Below are 24961 nucleotides of genomic sequence, written 5' to 3'. Positions count from 1 at the left end.
CACTGGCCAGCGCGCTGACGATCGAGATCGTCCGTCTCCTCATCGCGGCGCTGCGGCGATGGTGGACAACCCCCGAGGAGCGTTTCGCCCTGGGCCGCCGGGCGTGGCTGGCGATCATCGTGTGCCTGTCAATGGTGGGGCCGATCGCCTTCCTCGTGGCGGGCCGCGTGCCGGCCACGGCGGTCGAGGCGCCCCGCGCGGAGCGGGCCCCGGGCGCCATCGAGAACGCCGTAGCCGATATCTAAGGGCCGAGCGAGAGGTTGAGGCCCCGATGAGCGGTTATGGCCCCACGATCCGGGCGGCGCCCCCAGCCCGACGGCTCCCCGGCCTGCTGGCGGGGCGGGGTGCGGCCTGGTCTGCGCGGAACGCTGCGCGCGTGGCGCGGACTCGCGGGGCCCTGAGCCTGGCCCGCGCCGCCGAGGTGGGCCAGGATAAGGGCATGGATCTTCTGCGCGCCGTTGCCCGTCCCCTGCTCGCCGCGAGCTTCGTCGTCGATGGCATCGACGCGATCGCCCGCCCCAAGCGCCATGTCGAGAGGATGAGGAGGGTGACGCCCGCCCTGGAGCGCGTGGGCGTCCCGCCGGTGATGGACTCCGACGCCGCCCTGGCCGCCCGCGCCCTCGGCGCCGTGAGCGTCGCCGCGGGCCTGGGCCTGGCCACTGGCCGCGCGCCGCGCACAAGCGCCGCCGTGCTGGCCGCGATCAACGTGCCGCTCGCCGTCGTCAACCACCCGGTGTGGGCGGTCAAGGGCAGGGAGGCGCGCCTTGACGCCGTCTCCGGGCTCCTGCGCCGGGGCGCGCTGGGCGCGGGCCTCCTGCTGGCCTCCGTGGACCGCGCCGGCCGCCCCTCGCTGGCCTGGCGCGCCGCGAACAAGCGGGAGCAGCGCCGGGCGATCCAGGCCGCGAAGGCCGCGGTGCGCCAGCGCTACGAGGGCGCCTCCGCCTGAACCATCCCATGGGTCGGCGCTGTCCAGCGCCGGCCCGCACCGCCCCGTCTTACGTCCACCGCCGCTGCGCCGACCCGAGGAGCCGTTCCAGTGACCGACCACCAGACCACCGCCACCGAGCCCGACATCGTCTGGACCCGCACGGATGAGGCCCCCATGCTGGCCTCGGCCTCCTTCCTGCCGATCGTGGAGGCCTACACGCGCGCGGCGGGGGTGAGCGTCGGCGTCGCCGATATCTCCCTGGCGGGGCGCATCCTGGCGGCCTTCGGGCTGGCTGACGACGACCTGGCCCGCCTGGGGAACCTCACATCCTGCCCGAGCGCCACGATCATCAAGCTCCCCAACATCTCCGCCTCCCTGCCCCAGCTCAAGGCCGCAATCGCCGAGTTGCGGGAGCAGGGTTTCGATATCCCCGAGTACCCGGACGCCCCGGCCTCGCCCCTGGCGGAGGAGGTCCGCGCCGCCTATGACGCGGTCAAGGGCAGCGCCGTCAACCCCGTCCTGCGCCAGGGCAACTCCGATCGGCGCGCCCCCGCCTCCGTCAAGGCCTACGCGCGCTCCCACCCGCACTCCATGGGCGAGTGGTCCCCTGAGTCGCGCACCCGCGTGGCCACGATGGACGAGGGCGACTTCAAGCACAACGAGCGCAGCACCGTCGTTGGCGAGGACGGCGCCCTGGAGATCCGCTTCGCGCCCGCGGGCGGTGGCGAGCCCCGCGTGCTGCGCGACCACCTGGCCGTCACGGCGGGCGAGGTCGTTGACGCCACGCGCATGAGCGCCGCCGCCCTCGACTCCTTCCTGGCCGCGCAGGCGGCCGCCGCCAAGGAGGAGGGTCTGCTGCTGTCGGTCCATCTCAAGGCCACGATGATGAAGGTCTCCGACCCGGTCATCTTCGGGCACGCCGTCGCCTCCGTCATCCCGAGGACGCTGGCCGAGCACGGGGACGCGCTCGCCGCCGCCGGGCTGCGGGTCGAGGACGGGCTCGCCTCGATCCTCGCCGGGCTCGAGGGGATCGCGGACGGGGAGGCGATCCGCGAGGCGATCGCCGCCGAGCTGGCCGATGGCCCCGCGATCTCCATGGTCGATTCGGACAAGGGCGTCACCAACCTCCATGTGCCCTCCGATGTCATCATCGACGCCTCCATGCCGGCGATGATCCGCCGCGGGGGGACCCTGTGGGATGCCGACGGCGAGCTGCGCGACACCCTCGCCGTCATCCCCGACTCCTCCTACGCGGGCGTCTACGAGGCCGTCATCGAGGACTGCAAGGCCCATGGCGCCCTCGACCCCGCCACCATGGGCACGGTCCCGAACGTGGGGCTCATGGCCCGCAAGGCCGAGGAGTACGGGAGCCACGACAAGACCTTCATCATGGACGCCGCCGGCACCGTGGAGGTAGTCGCGATCGAGGGAGCGGGGGTGGAGCCCGGCACCGTGCTGCTCTCCCACGAGGTCGAGGCCGGGGACATCTGGCGCGCCTGCACGACGCAGGACGCCCCCATCCGCGACTGGGTGCGCCTGGCCATCGCCCGCGCCCGCGCCACCGGGGCTCCCGCAGTGTTCTGGCTCGACCCGGATCGCGCCCACGACGCCGTCCTCATCTCGCTCGTCACGCGCTACCTGGCCGAGGAGGGCCTGGCCCTCACCGAGGGCGGCGACGGCGCCGATAAGCGCGCTGATAAGGCCGACGGCGATGACGACCCCGTGGAGGGCTCGGCGGATGGCGCAGGGCTCGACATCCGCATCCTCGACCCGGTGGCGGCCACGCGCTTGTCACTGGAGCGGGCACGCCGGGGCGAGAACACGATCTCCGTGACCGGCAACGTCCTGCGCGACTACAACACGGATCTCTTCCCGATCCTGGAATTGGGCACGAGCGCCAAGATGCTCTCCGTGGTGCCCCTCATGAGCGGCGGGGGCCTGTACGAGACGGGCGCGGGCGGCTCGGCCCCCAAGCACGTCGCCCAGCTGCTGGCGGAGAATCACCTGCGATGGGACTCCCTGGGCGAGTACCTGGCCCTGGCCGAGGCCCTGCGCCACGTGGCCGACCGCGGTGGGAAGCCGGCCGCCGCTATCCTCGCCAATGCTCTCGATACCGCCACGACCGCCTTCCTCGAGGCCGACCGCTCCCCGGGCCGGAAGCGCGGCCAGATCGACAACCGCGGCTCCTCCGCGTGGCTCGCCCTGGAGTGGGCGCGTGCCCTGGCCGCCCAGTCCGAGGACCCCGAGCTGGCCGACGTCTTCCGCCCCGTCGCCGAGGAGTTGGAGGCCGTCATGGGCACGATCCAGTCCGAGATGCTCGCTGTCCAGGGAAACGCCGCGGATATTGGCGGCTACTACCACCCGGACGCCGACCTCACCGCCGCCGTCATGCGCCCCAGTGCCGCTCTCAACGCGGTCATCGACGGGATCTGAGACCCACCGGGGAACGGCAGGGGCTGACGTGGCAGCACGCGCCTGGGCCCCGGCCACCAGACGGTGGCCGGGGCCCAGGGCGATCAGTGAGTCCCCGCGTCAGCTCAGGCCGCGTGGCCGCGCGCCGACGTCGGGGATGGGCTCACTTGAGGGTGACGGTGGCGCCGGCGCCCTCGAGCTGCTCCTTGGCCTTCTCGGCGGCCTCCTTGTTGGCGCCCTCGAGGACGGGCTTCGGAGCGCCGTCGACGAGGTCCTTGGCCTCCTTCAGGCCGAGGGAGGTCAGGGCGCGCACCTCCTTGATGACCTGGATCTTCTTGTCGCCGGCGGCCTCGAGGATGACATCGAACTCGGTCTTCTCCTCGGCGGCCTCGCCACCGGCGGCGGCAGCGCCGGGAGCGGCGGCCACGGCCACGGCGGCCGGGGCGGCGGCGGTGACGTCGAAGGTCTCCTCGAAGGCCTTGACGAACTCGGACAGCTCGATGAGGGTGAGCTCCTTGAAGGCCTCGATGAGCTCGTCGGTGGTCAGCTTCGCCATGATGGGCGTTCCTTCCTGGTTAAGTGGTTCCTGCGCGGGCAGGATGGGGGATGACGCGCGCGGCCCGGATCAGGCCGCGGCCTCCTGCTTGTCGCGCAGGGCGTCGACGGTGCGCACGGCCTTGGAGGCCGGCGCGGCGAAGAGGTACGCGGCCTTGGACAGGGACGCCTTCATAGCGCCCGCGGCCTTGGCGAGCAGAACCTCGCGGGATTCGAGAGATGCGAGCTTGTCGACGCCGTCGGCGGACAGCACGGAGCCGTCCATGACACCGCCCTTGATGACGAGCTCCTTGTTGTCCTTGGCGAAGTCACGCAGGGCCTTCGCGGCCTCCACCGGCTCACCGGTGACGAAGGTCAGGGCCGTGGGGCCCTTGAGGTCCTCCGCGAATGCCTCGAAGCCGACCTGGCGGGCGGCGATCGCGGCAAGCGTGTTCTTCACCACGGTGTACTCGGCGTTGCCGGCGAGCGAGCGGCGCAGCGTCTTCAGCTGGGCGACGCTCATCCCGCGGTACTCAGTCAGCAGCACGGCGCCGGAGTCGCGGAACTTGTCCGCGAGCTCGGCAACAGCCGCTTCCTTGTCAGGCCGTGCCATGGGCCCTCCTTCCGTGGTCTGCCGCAGCGCCCTTCACGGAAGAAGCCCCGCGCCGGTGGGCACGGGGCTCGCGGCCCAGCGATGCTGGAGCGGTCTCGTCTCACCTGCGCCGGCCCCGCCCATGGCGGACTTGGTCCCGCTCGCGCGGGAGACCTGCGGTCTTTGGCAGGTGCCACACTACCGGTCACGCTCCCGGGCACCGCAAGCGCTGCGGTCGGGCCTGCGCAGTGCGATCGGTCACGTATCCGGGCGCGCACACGCGCGGGGCGCACCATCCGGCCAGGTCGCCTCGGGGCGCCGACCGACCGCCACCGCCGTCGTCGAGATGCCCGCGGGGGCAGCGCGGGAGGCGGGGATCGCACCCGGCAGCGTGCTGGCCGTCTCCCCGGCGGGCGCCGGGGAGACGGGCGTTAGAGGAGGGTGAGCCCAGCCTCGACGGCGGCGCGGTACTGCGCAAGGTCGCCGGAGGCCTCCCAGCGCATGAGGATGACCGCCCGGTTGACGTCGCCGTCGCGCACGACCCACATGCAGCCGGGGAAGTCGCCGTCCCAGCTCCACAGGAAGTCGACGCGCTGGCCCTCCAGCGAGTCGTTGGAGAAGGCCGAGACCGCCGAGTCGCGCAGTGCAGTCAACCCCGGGTCGTTGAGGAAGCCCGTGACGGCCTCGGACAGTGAGGCACCGGTGAGCCCGTCCCCGGCCATGACGGCGCACTGGGGCTCGGTCGGGATACGGTTGGTCCACGCCCTCGTCCAGGGGTTGGCTCCGTTGCGCTTCTCCGGCCGGCCGACGTCGTTCCAGCTCTCGCCCACGAGGAGCGACAGGCCGGCGGCCTGACGGCGCTGCCAGCCCTCGGCGGGTGCCGCGAGCGCTGGCTCATCGGCCAGGGTCAGGCCCGCGTCGAAGGAGGCGATCATGTCCTCGTCCACCGACGGGCCGAACAGGACGACGACGGCCGCGGTGAAACCGTTGGTGAGCGACCACACGGCACCGCTGCCCGCGCCCGCGGAGGACGTCAGCGACTGACGCGAGCCGCCGTCGTTCTCCTTGACCTCACCGACCGTGACATCCCCGCCGACGATCTGGCCGAGCGAGGCGACGCCGAGGGTGACGGAGGCGTTGTCCTCAGCGCCGGGCCCCCACAGGCGGGCGAGGACGAGGTCGGAGGTGGGGATCTCGGTCGCGGAGGTGGTCCAGCAGCGGTCCCAGTAGAAGTCGGTGGACCTGCTCTCCTGGGCGAAGAGGCTCATCGCGGCCGGCAGCGGGATCGTCAGCGGCTCCATGACCTCCTGCGCCCAGTCCTCGGGGACCTGGGCCTGCCCACCGCCGCCCGAGCCGTCGTCGGAGCAGCCGGCGAGGACGTACGCACCGGCCGCGGTGAGCGCGGCGGCTGCCGCAGGACCACAGCAGGAGACGTCGCGACAGTGGCATAGGGGCTCCTCACAGGACTGTGGGGGCACGGTAGGGCTGCCGAGGGACAGTCTGGGCGCACAGCGCGCTACCGGCGGCTCCGCACCTGCGACCAGGGGCGTTCGCCCCGCACGACGGGGCGCCCGTGCCGGTGCTGCGCGGCGGGGTCGTGAGACAGTGTCGTGCGTGGTTCTCACGTCCGTCGTCGTCCTCGCCGCCCTCGCCGTGTGCGCCGTCGCCGTCCACGGCCCTGTCTCCCGGATCGCTCGCCACTACGTCGGCGAGCTGCTGACCGAGGCGGTGACGGGCAGCGGGCAGCCGGTGGACCCCATCGTGCCCGGTGCCGTGCGCCGGCAACATCTCCTGCTCAGCGCACCGCAGACGGTCCTGTTCCTCGTCGTCGGGGGCCTGGCCTGCGCGGTCGCGCTCGTGGCCGGACAGTGGTTTGAGGCGGCCCTCGCCCTGCCGGTGGTGGCGGCGCTGACGGTCGCGGGGAGCACGGACGCCGTCTGCCATCGTCTGCCCAATGTCCTGCTGGGCCTGGCGGCGGTGGGGGCCGGCGTCGGTATCGCCGCCGCCGTCGGCCTCGCCCTGGCCGCCGGCGGCCAGGGCGCGCGGGTGCTGGCCCCAGTCGTCGGTTCGTTGGGCGCCGCCGCCGCTCTGGGAGGGGTGGGGCTGCTGCTGTCCCTCGTGCCCTCCGGTTTCGGCATGGGGGACGTCAAGCTGCTCGCACTCGTCGGCCTGTGGCTCGGACGGTTCGGCTGGGCGGTGCCCGTCGTCGGCACCGTCCTCGGCCTGTTCCTCGCGGGCACGGTGGCGATCGTGCTCATGGCGGTGCGCCGGGCGCGCCGAGACACGATGATCGCGATGGGCCCCTATCTCATCGGCGGCGCCCTCACCGTGTGGGCTCTCGCGGTCGTGTGAGCCGCAGGCCGATGATCATCGTGACGATGACGCTGGTCATGGCGGCGCCGTCCTCGTCACGTGCGCGGTGACAGAGCGTGAGCAGGCAGGAGCGGGTCCTGCGTCCGGCGTCTCTCACTCCTCGATCACGGGGATGTCGGTGAGGCGCAGGACGATGGCCTTCTCGTCCTTGCCGTTGCCGGGCAGGTCGAGCGTCGCCGTGTCCTGACCGGTATCGGGCCACACGACGGGCACGAGGACAGGGGCGTCCGGCCCCGCACGGGGAACACGGACCGGTTGGTCATCGGCCACACCACACCCGAGCCACCAACTCTCTGCATCGGCAGGTAACGAGTCGCCCCGTTGAGCAGGGACAGGGAGCAGGCGTTCGTAGCGCCGATGCCCCAGTATCTCTGCCACCTGGGCGGCATGTTGACCGCCCGCTTCTCATCCGAGTCATTAGCAACACGAGGCTCAGACTCACCCTTACCCGCAAGCGACACCTGCCACCCCGACAGATCAGCCAACTGCGCCAACCGGTCACCCACAGCCTGAGCACGACGCTCAGACAACTGCTGATTATGCGCTTCAGAATCCACATCATCCGTATGACCCGTAATCGCCAACGCACCACCGGAGGGGAAGCGCCCCAACGCCGCCGTCGCCGCCGCCAGCACCAAGAACGGTCAGACCCGTTGGCTGTACTACAAGGACGACGACTTCGGCCTCCTCGATGTCGTCGTCAACCCCTTCACCTGGGAGGAGGCGGGCGACCAGGACCCGCGCGTCACAGCCTATGCGCCGGCCGGCACGCTGAAGGACTCCGCCGCCTTTGCCGCTATGCGGTCCCTCACGCTCGGCGGCGGCGCTCTGCCTGGCCGCCGGGTCCTTGGCGAGCACCGCCGTGAGCAGGGCCCACAACGGCTCGGGCAGCCCGTCCGGGCGGCCGGGGTCGCGGCGTGCGTGCTGGGCCAGCACCTGGCCGGGCGAGCCGACGAAAGGGGTGATGCCGCAGGACATCTCGTACAGAACGACGCCCAGCGAGTAGACGTCGGCCGCCGAGGTCGGCGCCTGCGGTCCGAGGACCCCCGGCGCCATGTACAAGGGTGTGCCGACCGCCGCGGTCGTGTGGGAGGAGCCGACGGTCTGCGAGAGGCGGGCGACGCCGAAGTCGGCCAGGCGCGGCACGAAGCGGGCGCGCCCACGCGCGCCGTGTCAGCCGGCACGAGCGGTCCGGTGGTGGACAGCAGCCCCGCAGATCCCGCCGCCGACGTAGCTCATGACGATGGCGAAGGTGGCTCCCTCGACGACCATGTCCCGCACACCGACGACGTGAGGAGAGCGCACGCGCATGAGGGTCGCGCGCTCCTTGAGGAAGCGCTCGAGGACCCGCTCGTCGGCGGCGAGGTCCGCACGCAGGAGCTTGACGGCCAGGGGCTCGTGTGGGGGCGGTGACCGCGTGCGCACGCCAGACCTCCCCCTGCGCCCCGGAGCCGATGCGCGAGTCCAGGACGTAGGAGCTGCCCAGCCTGCGGGCGTCATTGCGGGGTGCCTCGCTCATGGGGGGTCCTTCGGGGCGGCGGCGTCGCAAGGCTACCCCGGGGTCCCGGCGCGCGTACCGACGACGACGCCGGCCGCCCCGGTGGGGGACGGCCGGCGTACGCGGTCGGTCAGGCGCTCAGGCCTTGGTGATATCCATCGGGATGCCGGGGCCCATCGTCGTGGCCATGGTGGCCTTGAGGATGTAGCGGCCCTTGGAGGTGGACGGCTTGAGGCGCAGGACCTCCTCGAGGGCGGCCTTGAAGTTGTCCTCGAGTTGGGCCTCGGTGAACGAGGACTTGCCGATGATGAAGTTGAGGTTCGCGGCGCGGTCGACCCGGAACTCGATGCGCCCGCCCTTGATGTCGGTGACGGCCTTGGCCACGTCCATCGTCACAGTGCCGGTCTTGGGGTTGGGCATGAGGCCGCGAGGGCCCAGCACCCGGCCCAGGCGGCCGACCTTGCCCATGAGGTCCGGGGTGGCGACGGCGGCGTCGAAGTCCGTCCAGCCCTTGGCGACCTTCTCGATGAGCTCGTCGCCGCCGACCTCGTCGGCGCCCGCGGCGAGCGCCTGCTCGGCCCGCTCGCCCTGGGCGAAGACGATGACGCGGGCGGTCTTACCGGTACCGTGCGGCAGGGACACGGTGCCACGCACCATCTGGTCGGCCTTGCGGGGGTCGACGCCCAGGCGGAGGACGACGTCCACGGTGGAGTCGAACTTCGTCACGGACGTGGCCTTGGCCAGCTTCACGGCCTCGGCCGGAGTGTAGAGGATCCCGGACTGGATCTTCTCGGCGGCGGCGCGGTAGGCCTTACTGCGCTTGGTCATCTGCATTCTCCTTGGCAGTCGTGGTGAACGGGCCGCGCATGGCCCTTCCACGGGGTCTTGATCGGGGTGCCGGGGCCTCAGGCCTCGACGGTGATGCCCATCGAGCGGGCGGTGCCGGCGATGATCTTGGAGGCCGCCTCGACGTCATTGGCGTTGAGATCGGCCATCTTCGCCTCGGCGATCTCGCGCACCTGAGCGGCGGTCATCGAGCCGACCTTCGCGGAGTGCGGCGTCGAGGAGCCCTTGGCCACGCCGGCGGCCTTCTTGATGAGCTCGGCGGCCGGAGGGGTCTTGAGGGCGAAGGTGAAGGAGCGGTCCTCGTAGACGGTGATCTCAACGGGGATGACGTTGCCGCGCTGGGACTCCGTGGCGGCGTTGTACGCCTTGCAGAACTCCATGATGTTGACGCCGTGCTGGCCGAGCGCGGGGCCGATCGGCGGCGCGGGGTTCGCGGCGCCGGCCTGGATCTGGAGCTTGATGAGCCCAGAGACCTTCTTCTTGGGTGCCATGTGTATGGGTCTTTCTTGTCCGGATGCCGCGCGCCTGCCGCACGGCGGTGCGCAGGAGGGCGCACGAGGGCCTATCCTAGCTCCCGCGCGGCACCCCGATCACGCCCGGTGCCCGGCATCACAAGCATTCGCGCTGTGATACCGGGCACCGGCGCTGCTCGCCGCGGGGGCGGCGAGGCGGCCTGCCTCAGATCTTGGAGACCTGCGTGAAGGAGAGCTCGGCCGGGGTGTCGCGGCCGAACAGGGAGATGAGCACCTGGAGCTTCTGGGTGTCCGGGTGGATCTCGGAGATCGTGGCCGGCAGCGACTCGAAGGGGCCGTCAGTGACGATGACCGACTCGCCCACGGAGAAGGCGACCTCGTAGACCTGGCCGCCGGCGACAACCTGCGCGGCAGCGCCCTCCTCGGGGTTCGCATTCGAGCTGGCGGCCCGCTTGGCGGCGACCTCCTCCGGGGTGGGGCCGAGCTGGGAGACGGCCTCCTCGAAGGTCAGCGGCACCGGGTTGTAGCGGTCCCCCACGAAGCCGGTGACGGCCGGGGTGTCCTTGATGGTGCGCCAGACGTGGTCGGAGGTCTCCGGGTCGTCCAGGTCCATCCGCACGAACACGTAGCCGGGGATGCGGACCCGGGACACCTCCTTCTTCTTGTTGGAGGCCTTGATCTCGATGACCGTCTCCATGGGGACGACGGCGTCGAAGACGTAGTCCTCGATCTCGAAGTTCTCAGCGCGGGCCTTGATGTCCGCGGCCACGCGGCGCTCGTAGCCGGAGTAGGTGTGCAGCACGTACCACTGGCCGGGCAGGGAGGACATCTCCTTGCGGAAGTCCTCCAAAGGGTCGACGACAGGGGCGTCGTCGACGGCCCCGGGCGCGGCGGCGGACCCCTCGGCGGCCTCCCGGGCGGCGGCGCTGGCGGCCCCACCGCTCTCCTCGACAGCGGTTTCCTCGAGCGTCTCTTCGGACACGGTGTACCTGCTTTCCACTGGCTTCTTCAGGCTGACGGGTGGGCGCTGGGCGCGGCGGGACTCAGCCGAGGCCCCACAGGACCAGGCGGTCGAAGATGGTGTCGAGGATACCGGTGAAGGCCATGATCGCGACGATGAAGACCACGACGACGACGAAGTAGGTCCACAGCTCGTTCTTCGTGGGCCAGATGACCTTGCGCATCTCGTCGATGACCTGGCGGATGAATCGCATGACACGCTTGATAGGGTTGCCACTGCGCGTGGATGCATCCTTGGCGGCACTCTCGCTCATTCTCACGATCCTCGGGGGCTCGACGGTCCGAATCCTTACCATCCCTGACGGGATGAGAAGACGAACCGACGGGATCTCCCGACAGATCCGCCGTTCTCAGCAGGGCAGGCGGGACTCGAACCCACAACCGCCGGTTTTGGAGACCGGTGCGCTACCAATTGCGCCACTGCCCTTCAGCGGTGACCCATCCTGCCACAGGTTCCCTCGGGAGTGGAAACAGCGCGGAGGTGGGCTGCACCACTGCCACCTCTCCAAAACCTGGGACAACGCGATACAACCTGGAGAAATCCGGTACTATAGCCACCGTTGTCTGATATCCGACGATAGGTACCGCTGGCAGCTCGTGACCGCACACCCCCGCGCACCGCGCCCGAACCGCCCCGGCCCCACTCGACCTCGCAAGAGGAAGCCGCCATGACCACCGCCCGGAACACCGCCACAACCCTCCCGATAGCCGGGGCGCCCGGCCCCACCGGCGACGGCGCCGACGCCGACGGCCCCGCCCGGAAGCCGGGATCGGACGCCGGAACGCCCGGCGAATCGCATCCCGCCCCAGACGCGATCCTCGGCGCCTACGCCTCACTGCCCGAGCCCCAGGAGGATCAGGAGGAGTACTACCGGCTCCTGGCGCGGATCCCGGGCGTCCGCGGGCTCGAGATCCCCTTCAGGGACGACCTCGGCGGGACGGCCGGCCTGCCCTGGTTGGCCTCCCAGCTCGCACCCCACTGGGACCGCAACATCATCACCGCGATTCCCGGGACCATGATGCGCGTGTGGACCACCGGCACCTTCGGCCTGGCCTCGACCGATCGCCAGGGCCGCGCCGCAGCCCTCGCCTTCACCCGCTCGGTACGCGACGGCGTCGAGGCGCTGCGGGAGGCGGCCGGTCGCGACGTCGTGGCCGCCGTCGAGGTCCACTCCGCGCCCTCGGGCGAGCCCGGGGTGGCGCACAGCGCCGAGGCCTTCGGGGAGTCGCTGTCGCAGATCATCGACTACGACTGGGGCGGCGCGCTCCTCCTGGTGGAGCACTGCGACGCCTTCGTGGCGCCCGACCTGGGAGAGAAGCGGCTGCTCGGGATCGACGAGGAGCTGGAGGTCCTGCACGTCCTCAACCACCCCCGCGCGCGCATGTCCCTCAATTGGGGCCGCTCGGCCCTCGAGGCTCGCGACGCTGCCACCGCCCTGGAGCATGTGCGCCTCGCCCGCGCCGCCGGGGTGCTGGAGGGGGTCATGTTCTCCGGGGCCGGCCCTGCGGATACCCGCTACGCGAAGGCCTGGATGGATGGGCATCTGCCCCTCGATGTCGACGAGCCGGGCTCGGTGATGAGCGCTGAGGATGTGCGCGCCTGCGCGCTGGCCGCACTGGAGCCCATCGAGGGCCCCGAGGAGAACATCGCCCCGGTCTCCTACCTCGGAGCCAAGTGCCAGGTCCCAACCGAGGCCGCCCCCGAGCAGCGCCTGTCGTTCCTCACCCACATCCTCGACGCCACCCGCATCTAACCGATCACCCCTTCTTATCGCCGAGACCGGTCGAAAATAGGAGCGAGACCGGTCGAAATCATGGCCGAAACCGGTTCTCGGACCGGTCTCGATGGGGGAACCGGCGGCAGGTTGCGGGGTGACCTGCGCGGCCGCGTCGCGACCCGTATCCTCCTTCAAGAGGGGCGTGAGGCGCGCAATCTCGACGGCGGCTACCGCACCTGGTCCGCGGCTGGCGGGGCCGGCACTCGGGACGACGCCGCAGCGCCCTCGATGAAGGAGGAATGACCATGGGCATCGCGCTCGACCCCACGGACCTGCGTCCCGCGCTGACCCGCCTCAAGCGGGCGCGCGGGCAGCTCGACGCCGCCATCCGCATGGTTGGAGGAGGGCCGTGACTGCGAGGATGTCGTCGTGCAGGTCGCGGCTGTGAGCAAAACGGTGGACCGCGCGGGGCTTGCCATCATCGCCTCCGGGATGCGCGCCTGCCTCGCGGAGGACCCGTCCGGCCAGACCTTGGACGCCACGCGCCTGGAGAAGCTCTTCATGTCCCTGGCATGAAGGCGCGGGGCGGGTTGGCGGCATCTCGAGCGCAAATCTTGCCGTGCTGATCGACCGGTCTCGTTCCTAATATCGACCGGTCTCGCGAGAGGGCGGGAGGGAGCGCGTGACATGCGGATAACACGGCCCATGGGAGCATGGGTGCTGTGAGCACAGTGAGCACCTCCTCCGCGCGCCGCGTCTCCGCGCGCCTGTCCGCCATCGCCCCCTCCGCCACCCTCGCCGTCGATGCCAAGGCCAAGGCCCTCACGGCCGCCGGCCGGCCGGTCATCGGCTTCGGCGCCGGCGAGCCCGACTTCGCCACCCCCGACTACATCGTCGAAGCCGCGATCGCCGCCGCCAAGGACCCGGCCAACCACAAGTACTCCCCCGCCAAGGGCCTGCCCGCGCTGCGCGAGGCCATCGCCGCCAAGACTCTGCGCGACTCCGGATACGAGGTCTCCCCCGACGACATCCTCGTCACCAACGGTGGCAAGCAGGCCGTCTTCCAGGCCTTCGCCTCCATCCTCGACCCAGGCGACGAGGCCCTCCTGCCCGCCCCCTACTGGACCACCTACCCCGAGGTCATCGCCCTGGCTGGCGGCATCGCGGTGGAGGTCTTCGCCGGCGCGGACCAGGAGTACAAGGTCACCGTCGAGCAGCTGGAGGCCGCCCGCACCGAGCGGACGAAGCTCCTGCTCCTGTGCTCGCCGTCGAACCCCACCGGCTCGGTCTACACGCCCGCTGAGCTCACCGCCATCGGGCAGTGGGCCCTCGAGCACGGCATCTGGGTCATCACCGATGAGATCTACGAGCACCTCCTCTACGACGACGCCGAGCCCGCCCACATCGTGGCGCTCGTCCCCGAGCTGGCCGATCAGACCATCGTCCTCAACGGCGTGGCCAAGACCTACGCCATGACGGGCTGGCGCGTGGGCTGGATGATCGGCCCGAGCGACGTCATCAAGGCCGCCACGAACTTCCAGTCGCACCTGTCCTCCAACGTCGCCAATGTGTCCCAGCGGGCCGCGCTCGCGGCGGTGGCCGGGGACCTGTCCGCCGTGGCGCGGATGCGGGAGGCTTTCGACCGTCGTCGGAAGGTCATGGTGGAGATGCTCTCGGCCATCGACGGACTCGCCGTCCCGACGCCGCAGGGCGCCTTCTACGCCTACCCGAGCATCGAGGCGCTGATCGGGAAGTCCCTGCGCGGGACGGTCATCGACTCCTCCGCCACGCTGGCCTCGCTCGCCCTCGAGCACGCCGAGGTCGCGGTGGTGCCGGGTGAGGCCTTCGGCCCGTCCGGATTCCTGCGCCTGTCCTACGCCACGAGCGACGACGCGATCACTGAGGGCGTGGGGCGCCTCCAGGCGCTTCTGGCCGAGGTCGCCTGAGCACCCGTCCGCCGGACGGGTTTCCCTGCGCGGAAGGCAGCAGGCCGCCGGCGCCGCCCGATCATCCCTCGGAGGCGCCCGAGCCGGAATGAGCGCACGCTCCTGTGCGCCATGTGAACCGGTCTTGGCGCTGTTTTCGACCGGTCTCGGTGAGGGGGGAGGGAGGGGCGGTGTCAGTGGGGGCCGCGGCGGGCTTGGAGCTCGCGGGCCTGGGCGAGCCAGGTCTCGGCGCGGGCCAGGCGTCCCTCGGCGTCGGAGCGCCATGGGCCGCCATCCTCGCGCCGGGCGCCTGCCACGAGGGACAGCACCACGCCGGCGGCCCGCGCCCGCAGCGCTACGGGATCCACCCGCTTCTCGGCCAGGCGAGTCCAGGTCTCCAGGGCCGGGCGCAGGCGAGGGTAGGAGGCGGGGGCGAGGTGGTCGAGGACGCTGACGTGCCCGAGCAGGCAGGCGAGGTCGTCCACGCGCCGCCCGGGCCCGAGGGAGTCCACGTCGAGCAGGCAGGAGACGGACTCGCCATCCATGAGCACGTTGGCCTCGTAGAAGTCGCCGTGAACCGGCGCCACCGGGCCCGGGTCCGAGGTGGCCATGAGCTGGGCGACGCCGTCGGCGATGGCCCGGGCGCGCGAGGCGTGCTCGGGCAGCACGGTGGCGGCGGCGTGGGCGTAGTGGCGGGCGCGGTCGGACCAGGCCGGATGTACCGGCAGGTCCAGGCAGGCCCGCGGAAGAGCGTCGAGCAGGCCGGTGAGGTTGTTGAAGACACGGGTGGCCTGCTCGGGATCCATACCTCGGCTGAGCAGCCCGGACAGGGACCTCCCCTTGCCGGTGGACAGCAGAACAAGGCCATCGGGGTCATCCCGCAGCACCTCGGGGGCGGGGACCCCGGCCACGGTGAGCATCCGGTGCCGGTGGGCGAGGGCCCTCGACTGGGAGGGGCGCAGCACCTTGGCGTAGGCGGTGGAGGAATCGGCGAAGGTCACCTTGACCACCGCGCGGCGCGTGGGCCGGTAAGCCACCATCATCGCCTTGACCGGGGATCCCAAGCGCTGGGAGAGCAGGGAGGGCGTGCAGGCCACGGGGAGGGCGGGGAGCTCGGGGTCCCCGGGGTGGCGCCACACGTGGACGGCCGGCCCGTCCCCGCCGGTGGGCGCCACGCGGGTCAGGCCCGGCGCCTGCGGATTGGTCAGTCGCGCCGTCGTCGCGCACAGGTACTCGGTGGAGCGTCGCCCATCCGCGGATAGCACGACGGCGGTGTAGCCCACGGACACGCCCGCACCGGGGCGGTGGTGGACGGAATGGACCTCCCAGGAGTCCAAGCGCCTGCCCGCGGGGGCGAGGGCCGCGGACAGGACGGAGGCCGCTCGGGGCCCGGTGAGGAGCGCGACCTCCTCGGGCTCGCGGGATGCCGACGATGGACTCATGCCGATAAGTCTGCCGCACTCAGCACCGGCGCACATCCGATCACCGGGCGGTCCTCGTGAGAGAATCGCCGCCGTGCCCACAGCGATCCCCGGGCCGAGCGCGCCCACCGCGCCCACCGTGCCCACCGCATCCGCTGCGATGGGGGCGCCCGCCTCCACCGGGGGGCCGACCGGCGCCCGGCCCCCCGGTACCGGCCAGCGCGATCTCGCCGCCCTGCCCAAGGCGCACCTCCACCTGCATTTCACGGGCTCCATGCGCCTGGGCACCTTGACCGAGCTGGCCTCGACGTCGCGCACGCGCCTGCCCTCCTCGCTCCTGGACGGCGATCCCCTGCGCGTCCCGGCGGACCACCGGGGCTGGTTCCGTTTCCAGCGCGCCTACGACACCGCCCGCCACCTCGTGGACTCCGAGGGGGTCATGCGCCGCCTCGTGCTGGAGGCCGCGCTCGACGACGCCGCGGAGGGCTCGCGGCGCCTGGAGATGCAGGTGGACCCCACCTCCTACGCGCCCTTCGTCGGCGGGATCACGCCGGCCCTGGAGATCATCCTCGACGCCGCGGCGCAGGCCACCGCCCTGACCGGCGTGGAGGTGGCGATCATCGTGGCCGCCTCCCGCATCCGCCACCCCCTCGATGCCCGAGCCCTGGCCAGACTGGCCGCACGGCATGCGGGCGATGGGCCGGGCCAGGTGGTCGGCTTCGGATTGTCCAATGACGAGAGGGCCGGGGAGACCTCCGCCTTCGCCCCCGCCTTCGCCATCGCGCGGCGCGCGGGCCTGGCCTCCCTCCCCCACGGCGGGGAGCTGCTGGGGCCGGAGCACGTGCGCGACGTCGTCTCCGCCCTGCGCCCCCACCGCCTGGGCCACGGCGTCAGGGCCGGCGAGGACCCGGCCCTGCTGGACGCGATCGTGGCGGCGGGCATCAGCTTGGAGGTGTGCCCGGCCTCGAATGTGTGCCTCGGGGTCTACCACCGCACCGAGGATGTGCCGCTGGGGGCGCTTATCGACCACGGGGCGCAGGTCGCGCTGGGCGCGGACGACCCGTTGCTGTTCTCCTCGCGCTTGACGGACCAGTACGAGATCGCCCGCTCGCAGGGGCTCGACGACGACGCATTGGCGGAACTGGCGCGCGGCTCGATCCGGGCGAGCCTGGCCGAGGAGTCATCCAAGCGGCGCTGGCTGGCCGAGGTGGACGACTGGCTGGCTCACCAGCCGACGTGGACGGGCTCGGGAACGAGCGTGACGCCGTAGCGCTCGCGCACGCCGTCGACCACCGCGTCGCGCAGGGCGACGAGATCGGCGGCGCTGGCCCCACCCCTGTTGGTCAGGGCCAGGACATGCTTGGTGGACAGTGAGGCGCGCGGCGCGCCGGGCAGGGCGAAGCCCTTGGGGAAACCGGCGTGGTCGATGAGCCAGGCGGCGCTCGTCTTGACCATGCCCTCGATGACGGGGGCGCCCAGCACCGTGTCGGTGGGGCGGGAGTGGTCGGCGACAGGGAAGCGGGGGGCGTCGTCGGGCAGGCCCGCGGCCTGCTCGGCGGTGAGGATCGGGTTGGTGAAGAACGAGCCGGCGGACCACGTGTCGTGATCGGTGTCGTCGAGGACCATTCCCTTGGAGCGGCGCAGGCCGAGGACGGCCTGGCGGACGTCGACCGCGGGGACGCGCGCGCCGAGCTCGGTCCCGAGCGCGGAGGCGAGCTGGCTGTAGGCAATGGGGGCGGCGAGGCTGGCGAGGCGGACGTGGAAGCCCACGGCGAGCACCACCCAGCGGCCCGTCGGGCCCCAGATGCGCCCGCCGCCGGTGGCGGCGTCCGTGAGCGAGCGCTTGATCGCGGAGTCGCGGTAGGACAGGCGCAGGTCCGCCAGCGGCAAGTGGACGATGCGGCCGGTGAGGCGGTCCCAGGCGCGCACGGAGGCGAGGAGCTCGGCGACCTCGGCGCCATAGGCCCCGATGTTCTGCACGGGGGCGGCCCCGACGCTGCCGGGGATGCCGGACAGGGGGGCGAATCCGGCCCAGTCGCTGGCCACCGCCCGGCTGACAAGATCGTCCCAGGCGACGCCACCGGTGGCAGTGATCTCGACGCCGCCGCAGGCGGATTCGGAGACGACGCGGACCTCCTCGCGGCCGTCGCGCAGGACGAGGCCGTCGAAACCGGCGTCGGAGGCCACGATGTTCGAGCCGCCTCCAACCACGAGCAGAGGCGTCCCCGAGGCATCGGCCCGGCGGACCGCCTCGATCAGCTCCTCCTCCGTGGAGGCCTCGAGATAGTGGCCCAGGGGGCCGCCGATGCGCAGGGTGGTGAGCTCGGCGAGGGAGGACGGCGCCTGGCCGCCCAGCGCCCGGGCGCGCGCGGGCACGCCCGGGGCGGGAGCCTCACTGGGCTCCGGGGAGCGCATCACTTCTTGTTGCGGCGCTGGTGACGCGTCTTGCGGAGCAGCTTGCGGTGCTTCTTCTTGGCCATGCGCTTGCGGCGCTTCTTGATGACAGAACCCATGGGCATTCCTCACAGTCTTACTTGCCGGGGCCCGACCGCGCCCCGGGATCCGGAGACGGGCCGGCGCGCGGCCGGACGGGCCTGATGGTCGGGCGATGACGAGGGCGGTAACGGGCCCTCATGGGATGTCTCGACCCGGCCACTCATGTGACCCGGCGAGTCTAGCGGGTCTCAGGACCCCGAGGCCTCCGTCTCCTCGTGGCCCCAGTCACCCAGGCCGGCGGAGAGGTACTCGGCCACCGCGCGCTCGGGGACCCGGAAAGAGCGCCCCACCTGCATGGCGGGCAGATCGCCGGAGTGGACCATGCGGTAGACGGTCATCTTGGAGACCCGCAGCATGGCGGCGACCTCCGCGACCGTGAGGAAGGAGGGGGCGCCGGAGGCGGCAGGACTGGGAAGGGCAGGTGCCATGGATGCGGATCCCGTCAGTCAGGTTCGGATATGTGCGCAGCGATCGGTCCCGGACGACGGAAAGCGCTGAGGACTCGCGAGGCATGCGCCCTCCCGCTCGGACGGTCGGCGCCGCGCAGGACTGAGCTCAATATAACGCCTGTCCCACCAGACGCACACGTCCATCGCATTCTCAAACGCACCACTCGTTGTAGATCACATTTCGGTCACAATGACGCCGGGGGTCGCGGGCGGGGGAGCGACGCCGCGATCGCGCGCGAGACCCGCCGAAGGGGACACAATGTGCCCGTGCCCTCATCCAGCAAGTCGCCCCGGCAGCCCCAGGGCCCCCTCTCCGCGCTGAGCACCGCGCCCGAGGACGCGGCCCTCATGCCCCCCGACCGCGGTCCCACCACCGGACTGCGGGGCCTGCTGGTGCGCCTGGGGCTCTACGACCGCCTGGCGCGAGCGGCCCGGTTCTCCCCCGCGCGGCTCGCCGTCATCATCTTCGCCGCGATCATCGGCGCGGTCGCAGCCCTCCTCACCCTGCCGATCTCGACGGCATCGGGGCGCGCGGCCAGCTTCGTCGACTCGCTGTTCACGGCGACGTCGGCGGTCTGCGTCACCGGACTGACCACCGTGGACACCGCCACCTACTGGTCCACCTTCGGCCAGGCGGTCATCATCCTGGGCGCGGCCATCGGCGGCCTGGGCGTCATGACCCTGGCCTCGCTGCTGTCCTTCGCCGTCAACCGCCACGTGGGCCTGACCCAGCGCATGCTCGCCGCCAACGAGAACCAGTCCCGGCTGGGCGACGTCGCCGCGCTGCTGCGCGCCGTCATCATCACAGCTTTGGGGGCCGAGGCGGTCCTCGCCATCGTGCTGCTCCCCCGGTTCCTCACGCTGGGAGAGCCCCTCCCCAGGGCGCTGTGGCACTCGGTGTTCATGTCCCTGTCGATCTTCAACAACGCCGGATTCGTCATCATGCCCGAGGGACTGGCGCCCTACGCCTCGGACTGGTGGATGGGACTGCCGATCGTGGTGGGCACCTTCGTCGGCGCGCTCGGCTTCCCCGTGGTGCTCGACATGGTCCGGCGCCGCCGTCGCCCGCGGCAGTGGACGCTGCACACCAAGCTCACCCTCGCCACCTACTCCTTGCTGACCGCTGGATCGGCGATCACGCTCACCGCCCTCGAGTGGGCCAATCCCCGTACGCTCGGGCCCTTGCCCATCGGGAGCAAGATCCTCAACGGCCTGGTCATGGGGGTGGACTCGCGCTCCTCGGGGCTCAGCCTCGTCAGCACCGACCACATGCGCGAGGCCACCTGGTTCCTCCAGGACGCGCTCATGTTCATCGGCGGGGGCTCGGCGTCAACGGCGGGCGGCATCAAGGTGACCACCTTCGCTATCCTGCTCATGGCGATCGTCGCCGAGGCCCGGGGCGATGAGGACATCGAGATCTTCGGCCGGCGGATCGCCCCGCAGGCCGTGCGCCTGTCCGTGGCCGTGGCCTTCATAGGCTCGTGCGTGGTGGGCCTGGCCTGCCTGCTGCTGCTGGAGATCACGGGGCTGTCGCTGGATCGGGTGCTGTTCGAGGTCATCAGTGCCTTCGCGACGGTGGGGCTGTCCACGGGCATCACGCCGATCCTGCCGCCGAGCGGGAAGTACGTCATCATCGCGCTCATGTTCGTGGGGCGCGTCGGGACGATGACGGCGGCCTCCGCCCTGGCCATGCGCGAGCGGAGGCGCGTCATCCGCATGCCCGAGGAGCGCCCCCTCATCGGCTGAGCCGCTAACGTGGGACGCGGGCAGGGCATCCCGCCGACGATCTTCCTCAGGAGCAGACATGGCACCCGCCGCCTCACGAACGGACTCAACCCTCGTCATCGGCCTGGGCCGATTCGGCTCGGCCGTCGCCGCCACCCTCGATCGTCTGGGCCGCGAGGTCCTGGCCGTGGAGAGCGACCCGGGCATCGTGCGCCAGTGGACCGGCCGCATTCCCCTGGTCGAGGCCGACGCCACCGATGCCGAGGCCCTCGAGCAGCTGGGCGCCACCGAGTTCGGCACGGCCGTCGTCGGCGTCGGCTCCTCAGTGGAGACCTCCGTGCTCATCGCCGGCAACCTCGTCGACCTCGAGACCCCCCAGATCTGGGCCAAGGCGATCTCCCGGGCGCACGGCCGCATCCTGCGCCGCATCGGCGCGCACCACGTGGTCTACCCCGAGTTCGACGCCGGGCAGCGCGCCGCGCACCTCGTCTCGGGCCGGATGCTCGACTACATCGAGATGGAGAAGAACGGCTTCACGATCGTCAAGATGCGCCCACCGGCCGAGCTGCACGGCTTCACCATCGGCGAGGCCCGCATCCGCTCCCGCTACGGGGTGACGGTCTTCGGCCTCATGAGCCCCGGCGAGCCCTTCGAATACGCCCGCACCGATACCCTCGTCTCCGCCGATGACGTGCTCGTGGTCGGCGGGGACGCCAGCCTCCTGGAGCGCTTCGCCAACCGGGCCTGACAGCGGGCGCCGGGGCGGACGCTGCTCGCCCCGGCCGCGCTCGCCGTCCTCATCCCCACCGGTCCCGTGGTGCGCCGCCGCTCCGGCATGCGGGTGCTTCCACCGGCGAGCCCGCGCTCCTGAGCGCGGCGCCCCCGCGCGATCTCCGAGCGCGCCCCTCAGCGCTCCTCGCGCAGGGAGCAGGCGAGGGCGTGGGACTGGCCGACGGCCAGGGTGAGGAGGCCGTCGCCGGAGTTGAGGGCGTTGGGCGGGCAGGTCATCGGCTCCACGGCGATCGCGCGGCGGCCGAGGCCGTCGTCGGTGTAGACCTGCGCCCAGGGGGCGTCGGAGGTCAGCACGACGGCGCCCCCCTCCCCTTCGACGCGCGCCTGCCAGGTGCCCTCGGGAAGGCCGGTGAAGGCGTTGTCCACGCTTACGCCGGCCATGGGGCGCCCGGCGCGGAAGTCCCAGTCGGTGCCGGCCACGTCCGCGAGGGCGCTGGGCACCATCCGCTCATCGGCCATGAGCACCGCGGCGGCCGGGACCGTGAGAGTGCAGTCGTCGGCGCCCGCGCCGCGCAGGAGGTAGGGGTGGAAGGCAGCGCCGTAGGGGGCGGGGAGGAGGGCGCCGTCGGCCAGCGGGGCGCCGACGACGGCGTCGGAGGGCCGCGCCGCGCCGACGCAGGTGGTGGTGAGCGTCATCGTGAGGCCGGCCTCGGCGTCGAGCTCCCAGCGGCTGGAGAGCTCGAGGGCCCAGGGGTAGGCGTAGGAGGCGGGCAGCAGCACCTCGAGGGTGACGCAGTCCTCGGCGATCCCTGCCACCTGCCAGTCGAGCCAGCCGACCAGCCCGTGGAGGGCGGAGTCCGTCCCCGGCTCGTTGCGGGGCAGGAGGTAGTCGGTGCCCCCGTAGGCGTAAGCGGCGCCGGCAGTCCGATTGGGCCACGGGGCGAGGGTCTTGCCCTGCCAGCCCGGGGGGAGCTCGGAGGCCGCGTCGAAGGGGAGGACGAGGTCGCGGCCTCCACGGCGCGCGTTGACGAGGGTGGCCCCCGCGGTGGCGATGCGCGCGGTGTAATCGCCCGCCCGCACGTCGATGAGCTCTCCGTTGATCATCGGTGTTCCTCCCCGCATGTGCCGCTGCATTCCGCGCGCCGGTCGCCTCCCATCCTACGCAGGATCATGCAGTCGTCGGCGCGCGAGCAGGGGTCTCGTCCGTTCCCCACCGTCTCACCCCCTTGCGCCCTCACCCCCGATATACCGTCTCAGCCCGCCCTTGCGCCCTCAAACTACGAGAATGAGGGCGCAAGGGCGGGCTGAGACGGTTTCTGCGGCTTGAAGGCGCACGCCGCAGATGCTGGCGGGTCGGGTCCGTAGACGGAGACACAGGCACTGCCGGGGCGGGCCATGATCCAGGCGGGGCTCAGGAGATCTGAGCGGCCTTGGCGGGGGCGGCCTTGGCGGCTTCAGCGGCCACCGCCTCCAGGTCGAGGCCGATCCCGGCGGCGCCGTAGGCGCCGATGAGCCCCTCGACGAAGGGCGCCGGGCTCAGGCGGGCGCGGGATGCCGTATCCGGGCCGAGCCGTTCCAGGGCGGCCTCGGCGCTCATGATGCCGCTGCCGAGATCCGCGATGACGAGCACGCCCTGATTGCCCGGCTGGGCGGCCAAGCGCTCGATGGCGGCGACGACGACCGCGGCGTCGGTTCCAAGCCCTCCGTCCTCCAGGCCAGCGGCGATCCCGATCGGCGCGCTCACCGAGGCCATGAGCCCGGTGGCCAGGTCGCGGGCGGCCTCGGCCAGGGCTCGGGAGTGCGAGACCAGGACGATGCCGACGGCGCCCGCCGTACCGGCGCCGACGGCGCCGCCCCCCTCCTCAGCGGCGGGAGCGGGGACCGGCTGCACCACTGGGGCCGTGGCCTCAGCCCCGGGGGCCTCGGCAGTCCCGGCGACGACGTCGGCCAGCGCCCCCAGGATGATCGCCGTCGAGGCGGCGCCCGGGTCGATATGCCCCTGCGAGCGCTCGCCCAGATAGGAGGCGCGGCCCTTCGTGGCGATCATCGGCTTGGTGGCCTCGCGGCCCTCGGCGGCGGCGCTCGCGGCGGCGGCCGTCGCCGCGACCAGGTCATCGCCCTGGGCGCGCAGGGCCTCCAGGGCGGGGTACCAGGCGTCGAGCATGGTCTTCTCCCCAGCTCTCGCCTTGCCGCGGGCCACGATGCCGGCGACCCCGGCGTCGAAGGCATCCGAGAGCTCGGTGGCGCCGAGCTCGGTGGCACCCGCCTGGGAAGCGCCCATGCGCATGAAGAAGCTGCCGTACAGGGGGCCGGAGGCCCCGCCGACCGAGGAAACGAGCGTCATGCCGGTCTTCTTCAGCAGCGCGTCGACGGTGGTGAGCGCCGGGGCGCCGTCGACCCCGTTCGCCGCATCGATGGCCTTGACGACGGCGGCCATGCCCCGCCGCATATTGGCGCCGTGGTCGGCGTCGCCGATGGCGGCGTCGAGCTCGGTGAGTTCATCGGCGCGCTCGGCGATGCGCGCCGCGGTCACCCGCAGCCAGGACTTCAGTTCCTCCACGGTGAGCCGGGACAGCGGGGCAACGGGAGCGGCCGCCCCCGAGGATCCGGCGGGAATGGCGCTCATGCGCCCATCCTCAGACCGGGGGTGATGGCGGGGGCGTCCCACAGGCGCAGCATCTCGTCGGTGGCGCGCACGAGGGTGAGCGAGCACCCTGCCATGTCGAGGCTGGTGATGTAGTCGCCCACGAGGCTGCGCGCCACGGTGATGCCGGCGGTATCGAGGAGCTTCGCGATCTCGCCGTACATGAGGTAGAGCTCGAGCAGGGGCGTGGCGCCCATGCCGTTGAGGAAGGCGATGACGCCCCGGTCCTCGCCATCGGCGGCGGGCAGCTCGGCGATGACCGGCTCGACGAGCCTCTTGGCGATCTCGGCGGCGGGCGCGATGGGCTCGCGGTGGCGTCCGGGCTCCCCGTGGATGCCGATGCCGATCTCCATCTCGTTCTCGGGAAGATCGAAGGAGGGCTTGCCGTTGGCGGGGACGGTGCAGGAGGTCAGGGCCATGCCCATGGAGCGACCCGCGGCGTTGACCGCGCCGGCGATCCGGGCGACCTCCTCCAGCGGCCGGCCCTCCTCGGCGGCGGCGCCGGCGATCTTCTCCACCAGGACGGTCACGCCCACGCCGCGGCGCCCGGCGGTGTAGAGGGAGTCCTCGACGGCGACGTCGTCGTTGGTGACGACGGTGGCGACCTCGATGCCGGACTCCATATCCACGATCTCAGCGGCCATCTCGAAGTTCATGACGTCGCCGGTGTAGTTCTTGACGATATGCAGGACCCCGGCACCGCGGTCGACCTCGGTAGTGGCGGCGACGATCTGGTCGGGAACGGGAGAGGTGAAGATCTCCCCGGCGCAGGCGGCATCGAGCATCCCGGTGCCGACGAAGCCCCCGTGAAGGGGCTCGTGGCCGCTTCCGCCTCCGGAGACGAGCGCGACCCTGCCCTCGGCCTTCGGGGCAGCGCGATAGACCACGCGGTGCTCGGGATCGACCCGGAGCAGACCCGGGTGGGCGGCGGCCATTCCGGCCAGGGCTTCAGGGACAACGGCGTCAACGGCGTTGATGAGTTTCTTCATAACGCTGACGCTACTCCTCCCATGCCCGACGCGCAGGTGGATTCGGCGCGATCCCGGGCCGCGCGGCACAGGGGTGAGCACGTGGCCCGCGCCTTCAGCCGACGGCTGATCATCAGATGTCTTATCGGTTCGACGCCCCGGGCCCTGGGACCTGCCCGCGTCCGCCCCGGGCCGACCCTCCCCGGG

At 71.9% G+C, this 24961-nt stretch carries 25 protein-coding genes, 1 tRNA gene and 2 pseudogenes; 9 read left to right on the top strand and 19 right to left on the bottom strand.

Annotated features, from left to right (window positions below):
- The first annotated feature begins 439 nt into the window (after positions 1 to 439).
- Together B6G06_RS01950 and B6G06_RS01945 are read left to right on the top strand one after the other, a co-directional pair.
- Positions 440 to 946 carry a DoxX family membrane protein gene (locus B6G06_RS01950; RefSeq protein WP_080462604.1) on the top strand — a complete coding sequence of 169 codons (507 nt, stop codon included), beginning with the start codon at positions 440 to 442 and terminating at the stop codon, positions 944 to 946.
- Between the two features lie 90 nt (positions 947 to 1036).
- Positions 1037 to 3361 carry an NADP-dependent isocitrate dehydrogenase gene (locus tag B6G06_RS01945; RefSeq protein ID WP_081170692.1) on the top strand — a complete coding sequence of 775 codons (2325 nt, stop codon included), beginning with the start codon at positions 1037 to 1039 and terminating at the stop codon, positions 3359 to 3361.
- A gap of 142 nt (positions 3362 to 3503) precedes the next feature.
- Here the strand turns inward: B6G06_RS01945 and rplL are convergent, their stop codons facing one another.
- The 3 genes from rplL to B6G06_RS01930 all read right to left on the bottom strand — a co-directional run bounded on the left by rplL (position 3504) and on the right by B6G06_RS01930 (position 5944).
- The gene (gene rplL, locus B6G06_RS01940) at positions 3504 to 3896 is read right to left on the bottom strand and encodes a 50S ribosomal protein L7/L12 (protein ID WP_073451464.1); all 393 of its coding nucleotides are present in this window, start codon (positions 3894 to 3896) and stop codon (positions 3504 to 3506) included.
- Positions 3897 to 3965: 69 nt separating this feature from the next.
- Positions 3966 to 4487 (bottom strand): 50S ribosomal protein L10, encoded by a 522-nt coding sequence (rplJ, locus tag B6G06_RS01935; protein ID WP_080462522.1) that lies wholly within the window; start codon positions 4485 to 4487, stop codon positions 3966 to 3968.
- Positions 4488 to 4897: 410 nt separating this feature from the next.
- Entirely contained in the window at positions 4898 to 5944 is a 1047-nt protein-coding gene (locus B6G06_RS01930) for a hypothetical protein (protein WP_125898867.1), read from the bottom strand.
- A 136-nt stretch (positions 5945 to 6080) separates the two neighbouring features.
- Between B6G06_RS01930 and B6G06_RS01925 the strand changes: the two genes are divergently transcribed.
- Entirely contained in the window at positions 6081 to 6818 is a 738-nt protein-coding gene (locus B6G06_RS01925) for an A24 family peptidase (RefSeq protein ID WP_081170688.1), read from the top strand.
- Positions 6819 to 7288: 470 nt separating this feature from the next.
- On the opposite strand, the pseudogene B6G06_RS10665 reads toward B6G06_RS01925, so the two are convergent.
- The 8 genes and pseudogenes from B6G06_RS10665 to B6G06_RS01890 form a co-directional block, all read right to left on the bottom strand.
- Positions 7289 to 7396: pseudogene (locus B6G06_RS10665) on the bottom strand (hypothetical protein); the annotation flags it as partial.
- Between the two features lies 1 nt (position 7397).
- Entirely contained in the window at positions 7398 to 7985 is a 588-nt protein-coding gene (locus B6G06_RS10415; protein WP_240494079.1) for a protein kinase domain-containing protein, read from the bottom strand.
- Positions 7986 to 8012: 27 nt separating this feature from the next.
- On the bottom strand, positions 8013 to 8264 hold the full coding sequence (locus B6G06_RS10410) for a protein kinase (RefSeq protein ID WP_240494078.1): 252 nt from the start codon (positions 8262 to 8264) through the stop codon (positions 8013 to 8015).
- Positions 8265 to 8475: 211 nt separating this feature from the next.
- Positions 8476 to 9165: a 50S ribosomal protein L1 gene (gene rplA, locus B6G06_RS01910; protein WP_080462605.1), complete on the bottom strand. Its 690-nt coding sequence runs from the start codon at positions 9163 to 9165 to the stop codon at positions 8476 to 8478.
- A gap of 77 nt (positions 9166 to 9242) precedes the next feature.
- Entirely contained in the window at positions 9243 to 9674 is a 432-nt protein-coding gene (gene rplK, locus B6G06_RS01905) for a 50S ribosomal protein L11 (protein WP_080462526.1), read from the bottom strand.
- Between the two features lie 187 nt (positions 9675 to 9861).
- A complete protein-coding gene (gene nusG / locus B6G06_RS01900) occupies positions 9862 to 10638 on the bottom strand; it encodes a transcription termination/antitermination protein NusG (RefSeq protein ID WP_081170684.1) in 777 nt (258 codons plus the stop codon).
- A gap of 61 nt (positions 10639 to 10699) precedes the next feature.
- The gene (secE, locus tag B6G06_RS01895; protein WP_073451469.1) at positions 10700 to 10930 is read right to left on the bottom strand and encodes a preprotein translocase subunit SecE; all 231 of its coding nucleotides are present in this window, start codon (positions 10928 to 10930) and stop codon (positions 10700 to 10702) included.
- Positions 10931 to 11030: 100 nt separating this feature from the next.
- Positions 11031 to 11103: transfer RNA gene (locus B6G06_RS01890), tRNA-Trp, on the bottom strand.
- A 241-nt stretch (positions 11104 to 11344) separates the two neighbouring features.
- Between B6G06_RS01890 and B6G06_RS01885 the strand changes: the two genes are divergently transcribed.
- From B6G06_RS01885 to B6G06_RS01870, 3 genes are all read left to right on the top strand, one after another.
- Positions 11345 to 12430, top strand: coding sequence for a DUF4862 family protein (locus tag B6G06_RS01885; protein ID WP_081170682.1), 1086 nt, complete (start codon positions 11345 to 11347; stop codon positions 12428 to 12430).
- A 393-nt stretch (positions 12431 to 12823) separates the two neighbouring features.
- A complete protein-coding gene (locus B6G06_RS10755) occupies positions 12824 to 12970 on the top strand; it encodes a metal-sensitive transcriptional regulator (protein ID WP_229657951.1) in 147 nt (48 codons plus the stop codon).
- A 137-nt stretch (positions 12971 to 13107) separates the two neighbouring features.
- A complete protein-coding gene (locus B6G06_RS01870; protein ID WP_081170678.1) occupies positions 13108 to 14340 on the top strand; it encodes a pyridoxal phosphate-dependent aminotransferase in 1233 nt (410 codons plus the stop codon).
- Positions 14341 to 14513: 173 nt separating this feature from the next.
- Here the strand turns inward: B6G06_RS01870 and B6G06_RS01865 are convergent, their stop codons facing one another.
- The gene (locus B6G06_RS01865) at positions 14514 to 15761 is read right to left on the bottom strand and encodes a phosphotransferase (RefSeq protein ID WP_081170676.1); all 1248 of its coding nucleotides are present in this window, start codon (positions 15759 to 15761) and stop codon (positions 14514 to 14516) included.
- 139 nt (positions 15762 to 15900) lie between these two features.
- On the opposite strand from B6G06_RS01865, the gene B6G06_RS01860 reads away from it, so the two are divergent.
- Positions 15901 to 17010 carry an adenosine deaminase gene (locus B6G06_RS01860; protein ID WP_081172141.1) on the top strand — a complete coding sequence of 370 codons (1110 nt, stop codon included), beginning with the start codon at positions 15901 to 15903 and terminating at the stop codon, positions 17008 to 17010.
- On the opposite strand, the gene B6G06_RS01855 is transcribed toward B6G06_RS01860, so the two are convergent.
- From B6G06_RS01855 to B6G06_RS01845, 3 genes are all read right to left on the bottom strand, one after another.
- Positions 16965 to 18155, bottom strand: coding sequence for a UDP-N-acetylmuramate dehydrogenase (locus B6G06_RS01855; protein ID WP_240494076.1), 1191 nt, complete (start codon positions 18153 to 18155; stop codon positions 16965 to 16967). The genes B6G06_RS01860 and B6G06_RS01855 overlap by 46 nt on opposite strands.
- A complete protein-coding gene (locus B6G06_RS01850) occupies positions 18155 to 18253 on the bottom strand; it encodes a 30S ribosomal protein bS22 (protein ID WP_003792170.1) in 99 nt (32 codons plus the stop codon). Before B6G06_RS01850 ends, B6G06_RS01855 begins: the two co-directional genes overlap by 1 nt.
- Before the next feature lie 171 nt (positions 18254 to 18424).
- Positions 18425 to 18664 (bottom strand): helix-turn-helix domain-containing protein, encoded by a 240-nt coding sequence (locus tag B6G06_RS01845; protein ID WP_073451475.1) that lies wholly within the window; start codon positions 18662 to 18664, stop codon positions 18425 to 18427.
- Between the two features lie 369 nt (positions 18665 to 19033).
- Between B6G06_RS01845 and B6G06_RS01840 the strand changes: the two genes are divergently transcribed.
- Together B6G06_RS01840 and B6G06_RS01835 are read left to right on the top strand one after the other, a co-directional pair.
- The gene (locus B6G06_RS01840) at positions 19034 to 20431 is read left to right on the top strand and encodes a TrkH family potassium uptake protein (protein ID WP_240494112.1); all 1398 of its coding nucleotides are present in this window, start codon (positions 19034 to 19036) and stop codon (positions 20429 to 20431) included.
- A gap of 58 nt (positions 20432 to 20489) precedes the next feature.
- Positions 20490 to 21158: a potassium channel family protein gene (locus tag B6G06_RS01835; protein ID WP_080462533.1), complete on the top strand. Its 669-nt coding sequence runs from the start codon at positions 20490 to 20492 to the stop codon at positions 21156 to 21158.
- Positions 21159 to 21316: 158 nt separating this feature from the next.
- Here B6G06_RS01835 and B6G06_RS01830 read toward each other — a convergent pair whose 3' ends face one another.
- The 4 genes and pseudogenes from B6G06_RS01830 to dhaK form a co-directional block, all read right to left on the bottom strand.
- Entirely contained in the window at positions 21317 to 22246 is a 930-nt protein-coding gene (locus B6G06_RS01830; RefSeq protein WP_080462534.1) for an aldose epimerase family protein, read from the bottom strand.
- Between the two features lie 307 nt (positions 22247 to 22553).
- A complete protein-coding gene (locus tag B6G06_RS10305) occupies positions 22554 to 23033 on the bottom strand; it encodes a PTS sugar transporter subunit IIA domain-containing protein (RefSeq protein ID WP_198939972.1) in 480 nt (159 codons plus the stop codon).
- A 33-nt stretch (positions 23034 to 23066) separates the two neighbouring features.
- Positions 23067 to 23768 (bottom strand): annotated as a pseudogene (gene dhaL, locus B6G06_RS10300) (dihydroxyacetone kinase subunit DhaL); the annotation flags it as partial.
- Complete coding sequence (gene dhaK, locus B6G06_RS01820; protein ID WP_080462536.1) at positions 23765 to 24775, bottom strand: dihydroxyacetone kinase subunit DhaK; 1011 nt, start codon at positions 24773 to 24775, stop codon at positions 23765 to 23767. The gene dhaK and the pseudogene dhaL, both read right to left, overlap by 4 nt.
- Between the last annotated feature and the right edge of the window lie 186 nt (positions 24776 to 24961).

Source organism: Actinomyces gaoshouyii (assembly GCF_002076915.1).
Classification (GTDB): Bacteria; Actinomycetota; Actinomycetes; order Actinomycetales; family Actinomycetaceae; genus Actinomyces; species Actinomyces gaoshouyii.
Note: the sequence above shows the minus strand (reverse complement) of the source record. Positions and strands in the feature narration are given on the sequence as shown.

What these genes read in the sequence shown, in the direction of transcription:
- B6G06_RS01950 (WP_080462604.1), top strand. Translation starts at nt 440, where the DNA reads ATGGATCTTCTGCGCGCCGTTGCCCGTCCCCTGCTCGCCGCGAGCTTC.
- rplL (WP_073451464.1), bottom strand. Translation starts at nt 3,896, where the DNA reads ATGGCGAAGCTGACCACCGACGAGCTCATCGAGGCCTTCAAGGAGCTC.
- rplJ (WP_080462522.1), bottom strand. Translation starts at nt 4,487, where the DNA reads ATGGCACGGCCTGACAAGGAAGCGGCTGTTGCCGAGCTCGCGGACAAG.
- rplA (WP_080462605.1), bottom strand. Translation starts at nt 9,165, where the DNA reads ATGACCAAGCGCAGTAAGGCCTACCGCGCCGCCGCCGAGAAGATCCAG.
- rplK (WP_080462526.1), bottom strand. Translation starts at nt 9,674, where the DNA reads ATGGCACCCAAGAAGAAGGTCTCTGGGCTCATCAAGCTCCAGATCCAG.
- secE (WP_073451469.1), bottom strand. Translation starts at nt 10,930, where the DNA reads ATGAGCGAGAGTGCCGCCAAGGATGCATCCACGCGCAGTGGCAACCCT.
- B6G06_RS01885 (WP_081170682.1), top strand. Translation starts at nt 11,345, where the DNA reads ATGACCACCGCCCGGAACACCGCCACAACCCTCCCGATAGCCGGGGCG.
- B6G06_RS01870 (WP_081170678.1), top strand. Translation starts at nt 13,108, where the DNA reads ATGGGTGCTGTGAGCACAGTGAGCACCTCCTCCGCGCGCCGCGTCTCC.
- B6G06_RS01865 (WP_081170676.1), bottom strand. Translation starts at nt 15,761, where the DNA reads ATGAGTCCATCGTCGGCATCCCGCGAGCCCGAGGAGGTCGCGCTCCTC.
- B6G06_RS01860 (WP_081172141.1), top strand. Translation starts at nt 15,901, where the DNA reads ATGGGGGCGCCCGCCTCCACCGGGGGGCCGACCGGCGCCCGGCCCCCC.
- B6G06_RS01855 (WP_240494076.1), bottom strand. Translation starts at nt 18,155, where the DNA reads ATGCGCTCCCCGGAGCCCAGTGAGGCTCCCGCCCCGGGCGTGCCCGCG.
- B6G06_RS01850 (WP_003792170.1), bottom strand. Translation starts at nt 18,253, where the DNA reads ATGGGTTCTGTCATCAAGAAGCGCCGCAAGCGCATGGCCAAGAAGAAG.
- B6G06_RS01845 (WP_073451475.1), bottom strand. Translation starts at nt 18,664, where the DNA reads ATGGCACCTGCCCTTCCCAGTCCTGCCGCCTCCGGCGCCCCCTCCTTC.
- B6G06_RS01840 (WP_240494112.1), top strand. Translation starts at nt 19,034, where the DNA reads ATGCCCCCCGACCGCGGTCCCACCACCGGACTGCGGGGCCTGCTGGTG.
- B6G06_RS01835 (WP_080462533.1), top strand. Translation starts at nt 20,490, where the DNA reads ATGGCACCCGCCGCCTCACGAACGGACTCAACCCTCGTCATCGGCCTG.
- B6G06_RS01830 (WP_080462534.1), bottom strand. Translation starts at nt 22,246, where the DNA reads ATGATCAACGGAGAGCTCATCGACGTGCGGGCGGGCGATTACACCGCG.
- dhaK (WP_080462536.1), bottom strand. Translation starts at nt 24,775, where the DNA reads ATGAAGAAACTCATCAACGCCGTTGACGCCGTTGTCCCTGAAGCCCTG.